The sequence below is a fragment of the Luteolibacter flavescens genome (assembly GCF_025950085.1).
GTDB classification, from domain to species: domain Bacteria; phylum Verrucomicrobiota; class Verrucomicrobiia; order Verrucomicrobiales; family Akkermansiaceae; genus Haloferula; species Haloferula flavescens.
In genome coordinates this window covers 1-16,937 of sequence record NZ_JAPDDS010000003.1, presented here as the reverse complement: position 1 = coordinate 16,937, position 16,937 = coordinate 1, and the positions used below count along the sequence as shown (strand labels likewise).

General features: G+C 62.8%; 14 protein-coding genes. 10 read left to right on the top strand and 4 right to left on the bottom strand.

The features are described from left to right. Window positions 1-3 precede the first annotated feature (3 nt). Both OKA04_RS05830 and OKA04_RS05825 read right to left on the bottom strand, forming a co-directional pair. On the bottom strand, window positions 4-1,767 hold the full coding sequence (locus OKA04_RS05830) for a sodium:solute symporter family protein (protein WP_264500201.1): 1,764 nt from the start codon (window positions 1,765-1,767) through the stop codon (window positions 4-6). Between the two features lie 136 nt (window positions 1,768-1,903). Beyond that, window positions 1,904-3,049 (bottom strand): aldose epimerase family protein, encoded by a 1,146-nt coding sequence (locus tag OKA04_RS05825; protein WP_264500200.1) that lies wholly within the window; start codon window positions 3,047-3,049, stop codon window positions 1,904-1,906. A gap of 315 nt (window positions 3,050-3,364) precedes the next feature. Here OKA04_RS05825 and OKA04_RS05820 point away from each other — a divergent pair, with 315 nt between their 5' ends. Genes OKA04_RS05820 through OKA04_RS05795 form a run of 6 tightly spaced genes read left to right on the top strand, consistent with a single transcriptional unit; the run spans window position 3,365 to window position 8,924 of the window. Continuing rightward, window positions 3,365-5,473, top strand: a complete 2,109-nt coding sequence (locus tag OKA04_RS05820; protein WP_264500199.1) for a hypothetical protein — start codon at window positions 3,365-3,367, stop codon at window positions 5,471-5,473. Window positions 5,474-5,532: 59 nt separating this feature from the next. Beyond that, on the top strand, window positions 5,533-5,976 hold the full coding sequence (locus OKA04_RS05815; protein ID WP_264500198.1) for a GAF domain-containing protein: 444 nt from the start codon (window positions 5,533-5,535) through the stop codon (window positions 5,974-5,976). Window positions 5,977-6,011: 35 nt separating this feature from the next. Continuing rightward, the gene (locus tag OKA04_RS05810) at window positions 6,012-6,497 is read left to right on the top strand and encodes a Jag family protein (RefSeq protein ID WP_264500197.1); all 486 of its coding nucleotides are present in this window, start codon (window positions 6,012-6,014) and stop codon (window positions 6,495-6,497) included. Beyond that, on the top strand, window positions 6,494-6,961 hold the full coding sequence (locus OKA04_RS05805; RefSeq protein ID WP_264500196.1) for a DoxX family protein: 468 nt from the start codon (window positions 6,494-6,496) through the stop codon (window positions 6,959-6,961). The genes OKA04_RS05810 and OKA04_RS05805 overlap by 4 nt, the downstream gene beginning before the upstream one ends. A gap of 7 nt (window positions 6,962-6,968) precedes the next feature. Next, window positions 6,969-7,316, top strand: coding sequence for an acyl-CoA thioesterase (locus OKA04_RS05800; protein WP_264500195.1), 348 nt, complete (start codon window positions 6,969-6,971; stop codon window positions 7,314-7,316). Between the two features lie 51 nt (window positions 7,317-7,367). Next, complete coding sequence (locus tag OKA04_RS05795) at window positions 7,368-8,924, top strand: NAD(P)/FAD-dependent oxidoreductase (protein ID WP_264500194.1); 1,557 nt, start codon at window positions 7,368-7,370, stop codon at window positions 8,922-8,924. 65 nt (window positions 8,925-8,989) lie between these two features. On the opposite strand, the gene OKA04_RS05790 is transcribed toward OKA04_RS05795, so the two are convergent. Together OKA04_RS05790 and OKA04_RS05785 are read right to left on the bottom strand one after the other, a co-directional pair. Further along, window positions 8,990-10,714 (bottom strand): LamG domain-containing protein, encoded by a 1,725-nt coding sequence (locus OKA04_RS05790; RefSeq protein ID WP_264500193.1) that lies wholly within the window; start codon window positions 10,712-10,714, stop codon window positions 8,990-8,992. 182 nt (window positions 10,715-10,896) lie between these two features. After that, window positions 10,897-11,829, bottom strand: coding sequence for an AraC family transcriptional regulator (locus tag OKA04_RS05785; protein ID WP_264500192.1), 933 nt, complete (start codon window positions 11,827-11,829; stop codon window positions 10,897-10,899). A gap of 176 nt (window positions 11,830-12,005) precedes the next feature. Here OKA04_RS05785 and OKA04_RS05780 point away from each other — a divergent pair, with 176 nt between their 5' ends. The 4 genes from OKA04_RS05780 to OKA04_RS05765 all read left to right on the top strand — a co-directional run bounded on the left by OKA04_RS05780 (window position 12,006) and on the right by OKA04_RS05765 (window position 16,667). Further along, window positions 12,006-12,737, top strand: coding sequence for an SDR family oxidoreductase (locus tag OKA04_RS05780; protein ID WP_264500191.1), 732 nt, complete (start codon window positions 12,006-12,008; stop codon window positions 12,735-12,737). A 22-nt stretch (window positions 12,738-12,759) separates the two neighbouring features. Then, window positions 12,760-12,981, top strand: a complete 222-nt coding sequence (locus OKA04_RS05775) for a hypothetical protein (RefSeq protein WP_264500190.1) — start codon at window positions 12,760-12,762, stop codon at window positions 12,979-12,981. A 21-nt stretch (window positions 12,982-13,002) separates the two neighbouring features. Beyond that, window positions 13,003-13,764: an SDR family NAD(P)-dependent oxidoreductase gene (locus OKA04_RS05770; RefSeq protein WP_264500189.1), complete on the top strand. Its 762-nt coding sequence runs from the start codon at window positions 13,003-13,005 to the stop codon at window positions 13,762-13,764. Window positions 13,765-14,933: 1,169 nt separating this feature from the next. Then, complete coding sequence (locus OKA04_RS05765; protein ID WP_264500188.1) at window positions 14,934-16,667, top strand: thrombospondin type 3 repeat-containing protein; 1,734 nt, start codon at window positions 14,934-14,936, stop codon at window positions 16,665-16,667. Window positions 16,668-16,937: the final 270 nt, after the last annotated feature.

The window sequence follows — 16,937 nt, the reverse complement described above, 5'->3', positions numbered from 1 at the left end:
TTCTTACCAGAAGATGTAGTTCAGGACGATGACGGACACCATGACGATGGAGCCGAGGACGGCGGGGCGCAGGATCCAGGCTTCCTTCTCGTCCCGATACTTCGGCGTGAGCGAGTAGACCAGTCCGCGGAGCTCCTCGTCGCTCTTCTCACGCTTGGTCAGCAGCGAGAGCACGGCATTCACCAGGAAGGTCACGCTGAAGGCCACGATGGCGATCCAGAAGTTCTGCGACATTTCCTTCGGATACTCGATCATCTGGTTGATCCAGCCGCCCTTCACGCCAGGCGCGTTGCCGGTGGCGAAGCTCAGGCCGTGGAATGCGACCGCCGAGCTGGTGCCGATGACCAGACCCCAGAAGGAGCCGACGCTATTGGAGCGCCTGGTGAACATGCCCAGCAGGAAGGTCGCGAACAGCGGCGCATTCACGAAGCCGAACACGAGCTGCAGGATGGACATGATGTTGTTCCACTGCGAGGCCACGAGCGCGAAGCCCATGGCGGCGATGATGCCGAAGATCGTGGCAAGCTTGCCCATATAGAGCAGTTGCTTGTCCGTTTGGTTCGGCTTCATGGTCTTGTAGAGGTCGTAGGTCCAGACCGTGTTGAAGGCCGTGACGTTCGCCGCCATGCCGGACATGAAGGAGGCCATCAGCGCGGTAAGCGCCAGGCCCAGCAGGCCGTTCGGGAAGTAGTGGAAGATCATCGACGGCAGCACCTGGTTGTAGTTCAGGACCTCGGTGCCATCCGCGGCGATCTTCTTGGGGATCGAGTAGCCCAGCTCCGGATTCATGGTCAGGGCGTAGGCGATCAGGCCGGGCAGGATGACCACGGCGGGGAAGAGCATCTTCGGGATTGCGCCGATGATCGGGGTGCGGCGGGCGGCACCCATCGAGTTCGCGGCCAGTGCGCGCTGCACCTCGGCGAAGTTCGTGGTCCAGTAGCCGAAGGAGAGGACGAAGCCGAGGCCGAAGAGGATGCCGTACCATGGCACGCCCATCGGGTTGTCGGTGCCGCCGGTCTGTGCCCACGAGTGCAGGGCGCCCTGGCCTTGCGGGGATGCCTGCAGCTTTGCCACCAGGCCGTCCCAGCCGCCCACGTTCTTCAGGGCGATGTAGGCTAGCGGGGCGATACCGAAGACGATCATGAAGAACTGGAGCACCTCATTGTAGATCGCGGAGCTCAGGCCGCCCTTCAGGACGTAGGCGAGCACGATCACCGAGGTGCCGATGAGGCAAATGTAGTAGTTCCAGCCGATCAGCGCGTGGAGCAGGTCCGCCAGCGCGTGCATCGAGATGCCGGAGGAGGCCACCGTCATGAAGGCGAAGGAGACGGAGTTGAAGACGCGCGTCGGTTCATTGTAGCGCATCTTCAGGTATTCCGGCACCGACTTGGCCTTCGAGCCGTAGTACATCGGCATCATGAAGACACCGAGGAAGACCATGGCGGGAATGGCACCCACCCAGTAGAAGTGGGTGGTCATGATGCCATACTCGGCACCGGAGGCGGCCATGCCGATCAGCTCCTGTGCGCCGAGGTTGGCCGAAATGAAAGCGAGTCCGCAGACCCAACCCGGGATGGAACGGCCGGAGAGGAAGAAGTCCTCCGCGCTGTTCATGTACTTCTTCAGTGCGAAGCCGATGCCGAGGACAAAGGCCAGGTAAATCGCCATGATCGACCAGTCGATCACATGGAGATCGGGTTTCGCCATTCCCTCCGTGGAAATGGCCCCGCCGGTCGCGGCGAGAAGCGAGGTGAGTTCGAGGAACATCTTGGGTTGGGCAGACGGGGTAGTGGGTAGAGGAGGCTAGCGCGCGATTTGAATCGGCGCTTTCCCCCGCTAGCAAGCGGCCAGTGTGTGCGCCTCCACGATTGTGAAGGCGCACACATCAGGAGATTCCGGCGACTTATTCCGCCGAGAACTTGAGGACCATCGTGTGGGTGTAGGTCTCACCCGGCTTGAGCTCGGCGCTCGGGAAGGACGGCTGGTTCGGTGCGTCCGGGAAGCCTTCGGTCTCGAGGCAGAGCGCGGTGCGCTTCTCGTACTTCGCGCCGCCCTTGCCGTCCGCAGCTCCCTTGAGGAAGTTGCCGCCGTAGAACTGGATGGCAGGCTGGTCGGTGGACACTTCCAGCACGCGGCCGGACTTGGGGTCCTTCAGGCGGGCTGCCAGGCGGAGGCCTTCCTTCGGGGTCAGCACCCAGGCGTGGTCGTAGCCGCCGCCGAGCTTGAGGGCTTCGAAGTCGGCCTCGACGCGGTCACCGATGGCGGTGGGCTTGGTGAAGTCCATCGGGGTGTCCGCGACCGGGGCCAGCTCGCCGGTCGGGATCAGGCCTGCATTGGTGGGCAGATACTTGTCCGCATCCAGCATCAGCAGGTGGTCGTTGATCGAGGTGCTCGGGTCGCCGCTGAGGTTCCAGTAGGTATGGTGGACGATGTTCAGGACGGTCGGCGCGTCGGTGGTGGCCTTCACTTCCCACTTCAGCTCGTTGTCGTCGTTGAGGGTGTAGGTGACCTTGGTTGTCAGCGTGCCCGGGTAGCCTTCCTCGCCGTCCTTGGAGACGTAGGTGAGGGTGACGGAGTTGTTCGCGTCATTGGCCTCGCCGGTCCACATGACCTTGTTGAAGCCGACGTTGCCGCCGTGAAGGTGGCACGGGATGTCGCCGGGCGCGTTGTTGGTGGCCAGGGTGTATTCCTTGCCCTCGATCGTGAACTTGCCGTCCTTGATGCGGTTGCCGAAGCGGCCGACGGTAGCGCCGAAGTAGTCGTTCCCGGGGGAAAGATAGCCGGCGGCATTGTCGAAGCCGTGCGTGACGTCGGCCAGCTTGCCAGCCTTGTCCGGGACTTCCATGGACACCAGCGTGGCGCCCAGGTCGGAGATCTTGGCGCGGAGGCCGTTCTTGTTGGTGAGCGTGAAGATCTTTGCTTCACGGCCGTCGGGGAGCTTGCCGAAGTTATCCACGGGAATTTTCGAAGTGGCGGAGGAAGATCCGGATTCTTTGCAACCGACAAGGCATGCGGCTGCCATCAGCGTCATCAGAGGTGCTGCTTTCATGGGTTAGGTCAAACGTAGTCGAAACTTCAAACCGGGACCTCGGGGTGTAAATCCGAAATCCTGTCCTCAGTGCTTGGGATTCCAGATGCTTCTCACGCAGGGCCGGGCGAGGGCAAGAAATCCTTGCGGGAAGTTGTCGGACAAATCGCGGAAAATGGACTGCGGACGCTCGGTCCGGGGAGGAACGACGCGCGGGAATCGCTTGAAACGGCAAGGGTTGCCCGTTGCAGTTGGCACGGTGATCATTCGTGGCTTGTCACGACCGGCGATTTGAGCCGTTTTTGTAACGTATCTCCCTCTCCTCCTTTCCCCCGGATGAAACTATATCCTCTTTGCGGAGCGATCGTCGCCCTCGTGTCGCCGCTGCTTGGACAGAGCACCCGTCATAACTTCAGCCCGCCTCCGCAGGACGTCCTCTGGCCTGCTCAGATCGTGGACGAGGACCTGCTCATGACTTCCGAGTGGGCCGGTGAATTCTCGATCAACAACCGGACCAACAACACGGTCTTCATCGACGACAACTATCTCGCGACCGGCAACGCCGCCGGGATCTCGGGCAATGCCTTCTGGGGTAATCCGCGGAGCGGCTTCCCTTTGGGCTCGCCCTTCATGCAGTTCACTTTCAGTGGCTACTTCGGGAGCTCGGTGGAGGATGGGGCTTTGGACCAGGTGACCGAGGTGTCCTTCGACTTCGCCTGGGCGTCCACGGACTTCGAGGCGGATCTCACCCAGTTGGCGATTCAGGTGATGGACTATGACTTCAACACCGAGGTCATCTATATCGATCTGGAGAATACCTTCAACCACTCGCTCGTCAGCGGAGGGGAGGGACGCAGCGGACGTGTCACCATCCGCCCGGTGGATGTAGCCAATGTTTTCGCGATCTCCTTCACCAATCTCCACTACGCCTCGTCGGAAGGGAATGTCGGGGAGTTCGCGATCGATAACCTGGAGATCATCCAGAACGGGCAGGGCGTCGATGACCTCTACCCGGTGCGTTCGAACGGTGATCGGGAAATCGGCTACAGCACGAATGCCGTGACCGGCACCGGGGGCTTCTCCGTGGCCAGCCAATTGAAGAATCAAGGCACGATCCCGACGACTTATTCGGTCACGTGGACATCGAGCAGCCCGGCCCTGTACCAGTACATGCAGCAGGATCACCTGCCCATCGCCGCCGGTGCCACCATTCCCGCCGCGCTCCAGTGGTCCGTGAATACGGACACCACCCCCTCCGGCTCCTACACCGGGAAATTCACGGTGGTGAACCACGGTGCCCCGATGGATCCGGACAACGAGGTGAATATCTCCGACTTCCGCCTCTACGATCCCGCGCTTCCTGTCGCGAACAACGGCACAACGAAAGCCCCGGGTGATAACGTCAGCCTGACGAATGCAGCGCCCGCCGCCCATCCCGGCGCCCTCAGGGCCTCGATGAAGGTGACGGAAGTGAGCGTGTCGCACCCGCGCTTCTCGGTCTCGGGCCTTGCGGTGGACACGGTGTTGGATGCCGGGGAAAGCACGGGCGGCAGGGTTTCCTTCAATGCCTCCGGCCTTGTGCCGGGCACCTACGCCGCGGAGCTCCGAGTGAAGCTCCAGATGACATCGCCCGCCGATAACTATCTGAACAGCGCCCCGGCCATGAGCGACGTGGTGTGGCCGTTGAGCTACACGATCGGAAACTCGGACAGCGTCGTCTTCAATGTCGCCTCGGGCCAAGGTCTCGTGAATGCCGGGCTGCAGATCAGCGGGGGAGGAACGGCTGCTTCCTTCGCGGGTGGTTCGTCCGGAGCCACTCAGGATGTGGGGATTGAGTTCGTGCCCAGCCCGCCGACGCCGAATCCTTCCGGGACCGCGCGTGCCGTCAGCACCAGCTTCAGCGTCTCGCCAGGCCTCCATGTCCTCCAGATTTCCTATCCGAATCTCCCGGCGGGCTACTCCGAGGAAGACCTGCGCATCCATGCCCTGAGTAACGGCATCTGGGTGCCCGCGATCTCTCTGAATGGAAATGGCAGCGCGACGGTGGGGTCGGCGCCGTTCATGGGCTCCTATGCCACCTATCTGGCAGGGCCGGGTGGCGGCACGCTGGATGTATCTGACTTGGGTGCCTTCGGCATCGACATGGAAAATAACCGCGCTTGGGTGGTTCTTGATTATCAGGGCACATTTCAGATCACGTTGGGTGAGGCCGAGCCGACCGTGACTCCGGTGATCACCGCGGTCACTTATGACCGGGCGACGAATACCACAACGATTCACTACCAATCGGTCGCCGGGATCGTATTCCGCGTGCTGGGGGCTCCCGGTCTGACCGGATTCACCCAAGTGGGCACCACCGCTCCTGGGACCGGCGCGGTGATGCAATTCACCCATCAGCCGCCGGGCGCACCAAACCGCTACTTCTACCGGCTCGCAAATCCCTGAGCCGGAGTCGTCCGGAACTTCGGGGTTGTGCCCCCATCGTCCCGCGCGAAAGCTGCGGCATGATTCCTGATTTCGCGAAGGCGGAGGACGCGCGCGCCTGGCTGGCCGGGGTGCTGGAGGGCTTTTCCTGCCAGACCGGTACCCTCCACAAGGCGGATGGCGAGTGGCTGGATCTGGTCGTCCAGGTCGGCGTGCCGGACTTTCTGCTGCCAAAGATCGAGCGGATTCCCTTCGGAAAGGGGATCGCCGGGGTGGCCGCGGAGCGCCGCGAGCCGGTGGAGCTGTGCAATCTCCAGCAGGATCTCGGCGGTGTGGCCCGACCGGATGCCCGCGAGACAAAGGTCTCCGGCTCGCTCGCCGTGCCGGTGATCTCGCCGGATGGCTCGGTCGTCCTCGGCACGCTGGGGGTCGGCATGCAGGATCCGCATGATTTCACGGATGAGGAAAAGGCCCGCCTGTCCGGGATAGCGTCGGATATTGGAAAGACATGGTCCGGATGCTGACCGCGCCATTGACCAGCGTGCGCAGGAATCGTTAGATGACGGCCATGACACCCGTCGCGGCAGCGAAGAAGATTCTCGATACCATGTTGGGCCAGCTCGGCTTCCATGTGGACATCGAGGTCATCGACAGCGAGGAGGAGCCGTGCCTGCAGATCCACATGCCGCGCAGCGAGCTGCTCATCGGCAAGGACGGCGAGCGGCTGGACGACCTCCAGTATCTCGTGAACCGGGTGCTGCGGAAGCACTTCCCGAAGGCTCCCCGCGTCCGCATCGACTGCGAGCACTACCGCGCCATCCAGGAAGACAAGCTGAATGCCGAGGTGCGGGCCGCCGCCGAAGGAGTGAAGGCCACCGGCAAGCCCTTCAAAATGCGCCCGCTGAATGCTTACTACCGCCGCCTCGTCCACAATGTGCTGGTGGACGACACCACGGTGGAGAGTGTCTCGCCGGGAGGCGAGGAGCGCCTGAAACGCATCATTATCCGCCCCCGTGGCACGGGTGGCACCCCAAGCGCTGAATGAAAAAGTTCTTTTTTGACTGTGGAACCCGCGACCCTCTGGCGTCGAGCGGCTTGCTCCTGATGCGGATCGGTTTCGGCTGGATGATGCTCTATGGCCACGGGATCGCGAAGATCCAGAATTTCGAGAAGCTGAAGGCGACGTGGGCGGTGCCCGGAGTCTTCCCGCTGAATTTCATGAGCAGCCCGGTCAGCCTGATGGCGACGATCTGCGCGGAGGTCGGCGCGGCCTCGCTGCTGATCCTGGGCCTGATGACCCGGCCGGCGGCATTCGTGCTCGGCTTCGCGATGTGCGTGGCGGCCTTCCAGGTGCTGGCCCATTCTCCGATGTATCTGCCCGCCCCGGGAGCGAAGGAGCCTGCCGTGATGTATCTCTTCTTCTGCTTCACCCTCATCATCACGGGCGCAGGGAAGTGGTCGGTCGATGCGGGCTTCGATACCGACAAACGCCGCCGCCGCTGGCGCTGATTTCTCCATGGAAACGCACCGCCTGGTCCTGCCTGCGGACCTCAATCACTTCGGCGCGCTTTTCGGCGGTCGCCTGCTCGCGTGGGTGGACGAGGCCTGCTGGATTGCCGCCTCGCTGCAATTCCCGCACTGCCAGTTCGTCACCATCGGGATGGACAAGGTGGAGTTCCACCACTCGGTGAGCCAGGGGACCATCCTGAATATCCGCTGCACCAAGGAGCGCGAGGGTCGCACCTCCGTGACCTACCGTGTGGATGTCTTTGACCGGCGGAATCCCATCGCCCCGCCCATCTTCGCCACGTCCATCACCTACGTCAGCGTGGACGACAGCGGGCGGAAGCGGCCGATCCGTTAGCCGCTCGCGGAGCTTGCCGACCGCCCGGCGTCCTGCGATGACGCCTTGCCGATGATCGAAACGCTCGACCTCATCCTGCCCCTCGACGCTTCCGAGGACGAAGTCGCGTGGAAAGCTGCCGCCGCGAAAAAGCTCGGCGTGCCCGCATCCCGGGTGACCGGCGTGCGCCTGCTGAAGCACTCGCTGGACGCCCGCCAGCGCGCGGTGAAGGTGCAGCTCCGCCTGGAAGTCGCCGTCGATGTGCCCTTGCCCGCCGAGATCGTGCCGACGTGGTCCACGCCTCCGCTGCCTGCAAACGCACGGACGGCCGTCATCGTGGGCTGTGGCCCGGCGGGGATGTTTGCGGCGCTGCATTGCCTGGAGCGCGGCATCAAGCCGATCGTGCTGGAGCGCGGCAAGGACGCCTCGGCGCGGCGCTTCGACCTTGCGCCCATCCTTCGGCAGGGAGTCGTCATCGAAGATTCGAACTACTGCTTCGGCGAAGGCGGAGCCGGCACCTTCTCGGATGGCAAGCTCTACACCCGCGCCACGAAGCGCGGCCCGGTCGCGCGCGTCTATGAGATCCTCGTCGCGCACGGGGCTCCCCAGCGCATCCTGACCGACGCGCACCCGCACATCGGCTCGAACCTGCTGCCAAACGTGGTGAAGGCCATGCGTGCGTCCATCCTCGAAGGGGGAGGGGAGGTCCGCTTCCAGACGAAGGTGGTGGATTTCATCGTGGATGGGGATTGCCTGCGCGGCGTGATCACCGCGGAGGGTGAGGAGATCACCGGCGATGCCGTGGTGCTGGCCACCGGCCACAGCGCCCGCGACATCTACCGCCTGCTGGCGGAGAAGAAGATCCTGTTGGAGCGCAAGCCCTTCGCCGTGGGCGTGCGCATCGAGCACCCTCAGCCTTTCATCGATGCCCAGCAGTATCACCTGAAGAAGGACGAGGAGCGCCCCGACCTGCTGCCCGCAGCTCGCTATGCCGTGGCGACGAAGATCGACGACCGCGGTGTGCATTCCTTCTGCATGTGCCCGGGTGGCTTCATCGTCCCGGCCTCCACCGAGAATGACGAGGTGGTGGTGAATGGCATGAGCCTCGCCCGGCGCGACTCGCCCTTTGCAAATTCCGGCCTCGTCGTGACCGTGGAGCCGGAGGATACCGACTCCTTCTCAAAGGAACACGGCGTGCTCTCCGGCATCGCCTTCCAGAAGGCGCTCGAAGTCGCGGCGAAGCAGGCAGGCGGCGGCGGCCAGGTCGCGCCCGGCCAACGCGTCGCGGATTTCCTCGTGAACAAGGTCTCCGCCGACCTCCCGAAGACCAGCTACTTCCCGGGCGGCAAATCCTCGCCGCTGCATGAGATCCTGCCCAAGGGCATCGTGCGCCGCATGCAGACGGGCCTGAAGCTCTTCGACCGGAAGATCCGCGGCTATGCGGGGCAGGAGGCGCTTTTGCTCGGCTTCGAGACGCGCACCAGTTCCCCCGTCCGCATTCCCCGCCGGGACGACACGCTGGAGCATCCCGAGGTCCGCGGTCTCTATCCCTGCGGCGAAGGCGCGGGCTATGCCGGGGGCATCGTCAGCGCGGCGCTCGATGGCATGCGCGTTGCCGAGGCCCTGTGAGCGGCACGGCGAAATGAAAAAGCGGGACGCCGCGCGATCGCGACGCCCCGCCTTGTCGTGATCGGTCAGAACTTCAGGCGATAGAAGTGACGCGGCCCGTCATTCGGCTGATAGGGCGGTGTCACAAGCACGTCCTGCCAGTTGTTGTTGAGGTCGTCCGACTGCTGGAGCGTGCCGCCGCCCCAGTCCAGCGTGATCACGCCATTCGGGCGTGAGATGACGAGCGGTTGCGGCCCGAGGCCGGCCATGAAGTGGGCCTTGATGCGGTCGGCGGACAGCGCGGTATTGTAAATCGCCGCGTCTGATATGCCGCCGTTGAAAAGGCGTGTATCCCCGGGAACGAGCGCGCTGGGGAAGGTCTGGGCACGCTTCCAACGTCCGCGGGCTCCGATGCCCCAGTTGGCGTTGTTCACGAGCACTGCGCCGGTGGAGTCGGCACCGGTGGCGACTTCCACGCCATTGCGATACAGCCGCCACTGGCCGCCGCTCCAGGTGCCCGCGAGGTGGATCCAGTTCGTGCCTGTTAGATCGCCGGCAGGCACGGCGAATGATGCTTTCCCGCCGAGTGACCCTACCTCGTAGTTGCCGTTTTCGATGCGGAAGAAAACCTCCTCTTGGGGAAGCGCTGCGCCGACATCATCGTTCAGTCCGTGCGCGATGATGTTTGCCGCGAAGTTCGTCTGGGTCGATGGCTGGATCCATGCCTCCAGCGTGATCTGTCCGGTGAAATTCAGCCCTGTCGGATTCAGCACGTCCACGTAGGTGCTGGTGCCATTGAAAAGGCTGGCCGCGTTGTCTGCGGGGAAGCCTCCGTGCTTTGGTGGCTGTGGGCCGTCGATCACGGCGGGCGTGTTCGCCATCACGGCATCCGCCGCGGTGCCCAGCGTGCCGAGATTTGTCACGGTCGTCTGGGCGGCTTCGTCGAGGCGGTAGTAGGCCACCGGCGTATCGGCCAGCACCAGATCCTTGTAGGCCGTGGTGGGGTTCGGGTTGGTCGCGGCCTGGTAGTGAGCCTGCACCTCCGGTGCGGTGAGCGCGAAGTCATAGAGCGCCACTTCATCGATGCCGCCGATGAATGGATTCTCGCTGCCATTGGCCACGCCGCCAATGCCGAGCGGATTCGTGGCGAGGCTGTTTGGCATGTAGACCTCACCGCTGGCGAGTGTGTCGCTGCCTGCAAACACGCCATTGATGTAGATGGTGGCGGTGTTCCCGTTGAAGGTGGCCACGAAATGCTGCCACTGGCCCACCGTGTAGGGTCCTCCATTGAAGTCAATCGAGGCACCGGTGCCGGTACCGGTATACATGCGGAGATTCCAGCCGACCTCCGGGGCGCGTTGATAGACGATCCAGCCGGTACGTCCTCCGTCGGCCTTGCGGTTTGCCAGCGGCGACTGCGCATTGCCGGCGCCGGTCACATCGGGCTTCAGCCAGGCTTCCACGGAGAATGTCTGCGTGTTCAGCGCGGGCAGGAAGGGGATCACGGTCGGCACACCGCCGTCGATCGAGCCGGTGTCGATCGCCGTATAGCCCGCCGCCACATTCGTGTCGCTGGCGAGCGCTCCGGCGATGCGGTGGCGCAGGCCGGGGAAATGAAGGCCGTTCGCGGTGGCACCCAGCGTGCCCAGATTCGTCGCGGTCGAGCGCCATGCGCCTTCCGGCGGCTCGTCACCGAGAGGGAAGTAAGCCAGCGGTGAATCGCTGAGGACCGCTTCCGTGTAGGTCTGCGCGTGCAGGGGAGATGCCAATGCGGCAAGCCCCGCAAGAGGGAGGATGAGTTGGGATTTCATGGGTCGAGGATTTGGTAGCATGGGAACTCCAGCGGATTTCCCGGGTGTCTTCCGGCGCTATCGGGGGGCGCTTTCGACACCCGCGGAACGGCTGTCCAAGTCTGGATGTTTCCTAGCGGAGCAAATCCGGGAGGTAAACGATTAATGAGGCTGTTTTCAACCAGTTGGAGACGCCGCCGTTCTTACGCCAGGCGCATCAGACTTGCCTTCAGCTTCTCCGTTTCCGCGGCGGGTGTGGCGCCGAAGAAGCGCTTGAATTCGCGGCTGAATTGCGACGCGCTTTCATAGCCCACGAGGCGTGCGGCGCTGGCCGCGGTCTCGCCTCCCTGCACCATCATCAGGCGGGCCTTGTGGAGGCGGATGGTCTTCAAATATTGCAGCGGCGGCGAGCTCGTGACCGCCTTGAAATGGGAGTGGAAGGTGGACACGCTCATGCCCGCCTCGCTCGCCAGCGTGGCCATGTCCACGGGGGTCGCGTAGTCATCATGGATGCGCTGGAGCGCCCGGCTGATCTGGCCGAAGTGACTGTGCGGTGCGGCCAGCGCACGCAGCGGCCCGCCTTCCTCGCCGGCCAGCACTCGGTAGGTGATCTCGCGCACGATCTGCGGGCCCAGGATGCGTGCGTCCTCCGCGGAATACAGGGCCTCCACCAGGCGCACGGCGGCATCGTAGAGCGGGTCGCTGAGGGGATTCGCGCGGATCGCCTCGGGCTTGCCCATCGGGATCGGCATTGGCTTCTCCATCGCCATCATCAGCTCGGCGATGATGGCGGGCGTGACACCGACGGAGATGCCGAGCATCGGCCCCTCGGGCGAGGCCAGTGTCTCGCACTCGAAGGGTAAGGGAACGGAGAGCACGAGGAAGTGATTTGCATCGTAGGTGAAGACCTGGTCGCCGAGATAGCCGCGCTTCCGCCCCTGCGCGATGATCACGATACTAGGGTCATAGGAGACGGGGCCCTTCATCATCGCACAGCTCAGTTGCATCAGCTTCACGCCGGGCAGGCGCGTGGTGCTGAAGCCGTCATTCTGCGTGAGCCCTCTCAGCAGCTCCACCAGACGACCCGGGCGGGCGGCGGCGATGTCATGGTCCAGTTCACGTTGTTTCGCGCTCATGCGTAGGAATAGGCAATGAGGAGGCAGAATTGTGCAAGTGGGATCTGGCGCTTAGGAGAATCGGGCAATCATTCCGGGCCATCAGGTATATCCTGAAATCCCGCGTGGAGCTACGGTGTGTGCATGTGAGAGCGGCCTCCGCTTCCACCGCTACCAACCTCAAAAAGGACCACAAAATGAACACTGAACGCAAAGTCATCCTCGTCACCGGAGCCAGCAGCGGAATCGGTGAAGCCACCGCCCGTCACCTCGCCGCGAAGGGCCACCACCTAGTCATCGGTGCCCGCCGCACGGACCGGCTTGAGAAGCTCGCCGCCGAGCTCAATGCCGCCGGAGGCTCGGTGGAATTCACCTCGCTCGACGTGACCGATCTCGAGGACGTGCGCGCCTTCGCCGGCCTCGCGCTGGAGAAGCACGGCCGCATCGACGTGATCGTCAACAACGCCGGCGTGATGCCGCTGTCTCCGCTGGAGGCGCTCAAGATCGACGAGTGGAACCAGATGATCGACGTGAATATCCGTGGCGTGCTCCATGGCATCGCCGCAGCACTGCCGGTGATGAAGAAGCAGGGTCGCGGCCAGGTGATCAATGTGTCCTCCATCGGCGGGCACCAGGTCTGGCCGACCTGCGCGGTCTACAGTGCCACGAAATTCGCCGTGGTCGCGATCTCCGACGGCCTGCGCCAGGAGAATACGGACATCCGCGTGACCGTCATCTCGCCCGGCGTCACCACCTCGGAACTGGCGCACACCATCACCCACGATGAGACCGCAGGCTTCATCGACAAGTTCCGTGAGATCGCCATCCCGGCCGAGGCCATCGCGAAGGCGATCAGCTTTGCCATCGACCAACCCGACGACGTGGACGTGAACGAGATCATCGTGCGCCCCACTGCGAGCCCGAACTGAAACCCCCACACCCCGACCGGCCATGAGCGTGGACATCATCCCCGTCTTGCGGAAGCGGAGCCGCACCCTGCTGGAGCGGCATCCCGAGTGGCGCACCGCCTTCATCCTCGGTTCGCTCGTCCTCTTCGTCGCTGCCGCCGCCCTCCCTGCGGAGGGGCGGCATGGCGGGGAGTGTGCCTACCCCTGCCAGGTGATGCTCTCGGATGATCCCTTGCTCGAGGCCATCGCCCCGCAGAACCGCTGACAACCATCTAACAAAACGACCATGAATCTCGACCAGAAGATCGCCATCGTCACCGGTGGCAGCCGCGGCCTCGGCCGCAATATCGCACTCGCACTCGCCGCCCGCGGGGCCGATGTCATCCTGACCTACCGTGAGAAGAAGACGGAAGGTGAAGCCGTCGCCGCGGAGATCGAGGCGCTGGGGCGAAAGGCCATCGCCTTGCCGCTCGATGTCTCGTCCACGGACGGCTTCGCCTCCTTCACGGATCAAGTCGGCGCGGCCCTCGCGCAGAAATGGGAGCGCGGGAGCTTCGATTTCCTCGTAAACAATGCGGGCATCGAGTCGTCCGCTCCCTTCCCGGAGATGACCGAGGAGAATTTCGACCGGCTCTATCAGGTTCACCTGAAGGGCGTGTATTTCCTCACTCAGCGCCTGCTGCCACTGATCGCGGATGGGGGGCGCATCGTCTGCACCTCCACGGGCCTGGCTCGCTTTTCCATCCCCGGCTACTCCGCCTACGCCGCGATGAAGGGCGCGGTGGAAGTGATGTCCCGCTATCTGGCGAAGGAGCTTGGGCCGCGCCGCATCAATGTGAACGTGGTCGCCCCCGGTGCCATCGAGACGGACTTTACCGCCGGGCACCTCGCGCATGCAGGCGTGCGTGAGATGATCTCCGCACAGACCGCGCTCGGACGCGTCGGTGTGCCGGATGACATCGGCGGGGTGGTCGCCTTCCTCTGCTCGGAGGAGGGGCGCTGGGTGAATGCCCAGCGGCTCGAGGCTTCGGGCGGGATGTTTCTCTGAGGCCGGGTCCCCCGAAGGACCAATGACTTGCCGGATCGTCCGGCCATCCGGGTCACGGGCCGCCGACGTCATGTCGGCGGCCCGTGATCCGTTTTCGTATTCTGGAAGATCGCTCCCGATGAAGTTTGGGGCCGCGCAATATACCCTGCCGGTATGGATAAAATTGTCTTATTTCGTTTGAGGCGGGAGGAGCGCTGGGACGAAGATTCCGGGGGGTATGGAGACGAGAAGGAAAGGGAAGGATCGTATCGGGCTATTTCCGCAGCAGAAGCGATAGGTCTCGTTTTTGAATCCTGTGTAAGTGATTGAGGATTTGGAGGAAGCGATTCTTGTGCGTGGTCTTCATGGTGGCATTAAATATCACTTAATGCAGGGTGTTGGTCCTATAGAATTACATAGGATAGCAGGGAATCCCTTTTTTTTAGCTGGTTACGCACGCATCGTGCTCGCGACGTCCGCCTTTTTCATGGGCCGAAAGCTCACTCTTCGACCCGCGTGAAGGGCCCTCCTCCGTTACCTCGAAACCCTACCCAAAAAGACCACAACCGCTTAATGCGCCCCAAAAAATTATCATGATTCGAACTTATCTCATCCCAATCGTCGCGGGTTCACTCTCACTCTCCGCTTCCGGGGAGAATCTCATTTTTTGGGATACCTACGATGCAGGTGTTCCACAGGTGAACCTGGATTCGTCATCGCTTGTCAACCGACGCTTCGGAAAGGAAGCGGAGACGATCATGTCCCGCTCTTCCCAGACCCAGCATCTCACGATCGACAATCAACTGTACATGTTCGGTGGTGGTCGTGTCCGATTCCAAACGGACACCTCGACCTGGTGCAACTGGGCAGCCCTTCCATCTGCGCCCGATATTCTGGCAGCTCGCGGCATGTGCGTGGAGTTCCAGATCACACATGCCCTCAACACCTCTGACCCTGCCCACTGGGTAGGTTTTGCCACAGGCATCTCCGGTCCGAGTGCGGGCGAGCCGACGGTTCGGACAACTGATGCTGGAACTGACTACGGATTCCAGATCGGCAAGACCGGCATTCACACACGATATGCGAATGGTGTTGCGATCGGGTCTCCGGTTCAAGGAGCCAACGGGATCCAGCGCCGTGTGAAATTGGAATATCTTTTCACTTCCTTCGATGATGGTACCCTGGTTGACGTGAAAGCCAGTGTGGAGGGCAACGTGATCTCGGAAGATCAGTTTACCTGGAACGGCAATGCTGGTGAGCTTTACATGGAATTGGAGAACCGGGGTGGTGGCACCTACTTCGACAACTTCAAGGTCACCACGGCGTTCGGAATGACGGTGCTGCTGTCCCCGGATTTCCGCTCGGGATCGGATGCCGGCACGCTGGCAGGAACCTTCGACATCAATTCGCTCCACACCGGCGGCTACGAGCAATCGACCTTCCAGCTCGTGTCGGGGACGGGTGATACCGATAACGACAAGTTCGTGATCTCCGAATTCGGCGAACTGGTCACGGGCTCCTATGACTTCAAGCTGGGCGAAGCTGGAAAGGCCTACACCGTCCGCGTGCGCGCCACCGGTCAGGAATCAGGCGCGGTCACCGAGGAAGTCCTCACCCTCGTCCCGATCAAGGACGACGACATGGACATGCTGCCGGATGACTGGGAACTCAGCTTCCCCGGCAATACCAGCCTGGCAAACCTGAACGGCAATGTCACTGTGACTGGTTCGGGCCCCGGCTCCGGCGACTACGATGGCGACGGCATTTCGGACTATGACGAGTACATGGCCTGGCTCATCGAGCCGGGTCTCTCGCCCTTCTCCCTGGATAGCGACGGTGACGGCATCAACGACACCGATGAGACCAACCCGCCTGCCGGTCGCATCGCGACGAATCCTCGCCGCGCCGATAGCGATCTCGACGGTCTGAACGATCTTGAGGAGTTCAACCTCGGCACGAATCCGACGGTTGCCGATACCGATGGTGACGGATCCCGCGATGGCTTCGAAGTCGAGCGTGGAAGCAACCCGCTTGACGCGGCTTCGCGCCCGTCGCTCCCCGCGGCATTCTCGATCGTCCCGGTGACCACCGATGCCAGCACCGGCATCGACTCAAGCAAGACCTACACCCACAAGATCAGCGGTGGCGGCGCTGCCACGATCAACGGTGTGGCCTTCGATGCGCTGACTCCGGCGGTCACTCCCGCGAACTTCAATTGGACGGTGAATGGCGGCAAGGCTGCGTTTACCACGGCCAATCTCGGCGGCTGGTCGCCTGACGCAGCCGGCGTTCCCGCCGGTAGCGGCTTGCGCGAGATGATGGGCACGTTCACTTACGGCGGGGACAATACCACCGGTATCCACACCTATGAGTTGAGCGGACTCACTCCTGGTGCCACCTACGAGACGAAGCTCTTCATCCGCAAGTTCGGCAACAACAGCCTGCGTCCGATCGACCTCATCTACACCAACGGAAGCGATGTGCAGATGCCCTTCGGATCGCTCCTGTATGACCGTCCGGACATCGTCCTGAGCAACACCAACGACAACTCGGTCTTCTACGTGAGCTACACCTTCGTCGCGCAGGATACCAAGATGACGATCGTGGCAGCGAATCCCGCGTCCGCGCTCTTCGACAGTGGTGCTGCTCACTTCTACGGCCTGACGAATGAACTGACGGTTCCGGCAGCGGCGGACCTGAAGGTGGTGAATGTGACCCGCGACGCCACCGGCGCCGTGACGATCAACTTCACGGGCCTGCCGAACACCGCCTACCAGGTGACCAAGTCCGCGGACCTCACCTCGCCCTTCGTGCCACTGACGGCTCCGCTGTCGGTCACGACGGATGCCAGCGGTGCGGGACAAGCGGTCATTCCTGCCTCGGAAGCTTCCGAGCCGAAGGAATTCTACCGTATCGAAGACTGACATTTCCATGGCTCCGCTCCGGCGGGGCCATGAAGGATCTTGAGGCATAACAGCGAACGGCGCGGGGTGGGTTTCCACACCGCGCCGTTTCGTTTTGTCCCTGAGGCGAGCAATTCAAGGCGGAGGCTTTCCCCGATGCTGCAATGGCGATTTCCACGAGACGCCGGAGTATCGCGGCATCCGCAACGCCATCGTAAGCGTGGTCCGAGCCGCCGTGTGATTTTCCTTGGCGGTTCTCGTGCTCAGGCCGCTTTCCGAACCGGCTTGCCT

Coding starts and splice junctions, on each gene's coding strand:
- OKA04_RS05790 (WP_264500193.1), bottom strand. CDS start 10,714: ATGAAATCCCAACTCATCCTCCCTCTTGCGGGGCTTGCCGCATTGGCA.
- OKA04_RS05820 (WP_264500199.1), top strand. CDS start 3,365: ATGAAACTATATCCTCTTTGCGGAGCGATCGTCGCCCTCGTGTCGCCG.
- OKA04_RS05830 (WP_264500201.1), bottom strand. CDS start 1,767: ATGTTCCTCGAACTCACCTCGCTTCTCGCCGCGACCGGCGGGGCCATT.
- OKA04_RS05795 (WP_264500194.1), top strand. CDS start 7,368: ATGATCGAAACGCTCGACCTCATCCTGCCCCTCGACGCTTCCGAGGAC.
- OKA04_RS05770 (WP_264500189.1), top strand. CDS start 13,003: ATGAATCTCGACCAGAAGATCGCCATCGTCACCGGTGGCAGCCGCGGC.
- OKA04_RS05805 (WP_264500196.1), top strand. CDS start 6,494: ATGAAAAAGTTCTTTTTTGACTGTGGAACCCGCGACCCTCTGGCGTCG.
- OKA04_RS05780 (WP_264500191.1), top strand. CDS start 12,006: ATGAACACTGAACGCAAAGTCATCCTCGTCACCGGAGCCAGCAGCGGA.
- OKA04_RS05800 (WP_264500195.1), top strand. CDS start 6,969: ATGGAAACGCACCGCCTGGTCCTGCCTGCGGACCTCAATCACTTCGGC.
- OKA04_RS05785 (WP_264500192.1), bottom strand. CDS start 11,829: ATGAGCGCGAAACAACGTGAACTGGACCATGACATCGCCGCCGCCCGC.
- OKA04_RS05825 (WP_264500200.1), bottom strand. CDS start 3,049: ATGAAAGCAGCACCTCTGATGACGCTGATGGCAGCCGCATGCCTTGTC.
- OKA04_RS05815 (WP_264500198.1), top strand. CDS start 5,533: ATGATTCCTGATTTCGCGAAGGCGGAGGACGCGCGCGCCTGGCTGGCC.
- OKA04_RS05810 (WP_264500197.1), top strand. CDS start 6,012: ATGACGGCCATGACACCCGTCGCGGCAGCGAAGAAGATTCTCGATACC.
- OKA04_RS05775 (WP_264500190.1), top strand. CDS start 12,760: ATGAGCGTGGACATCATCCCCGTCTTGCGGAAGCGGAGCCGCACCCTG.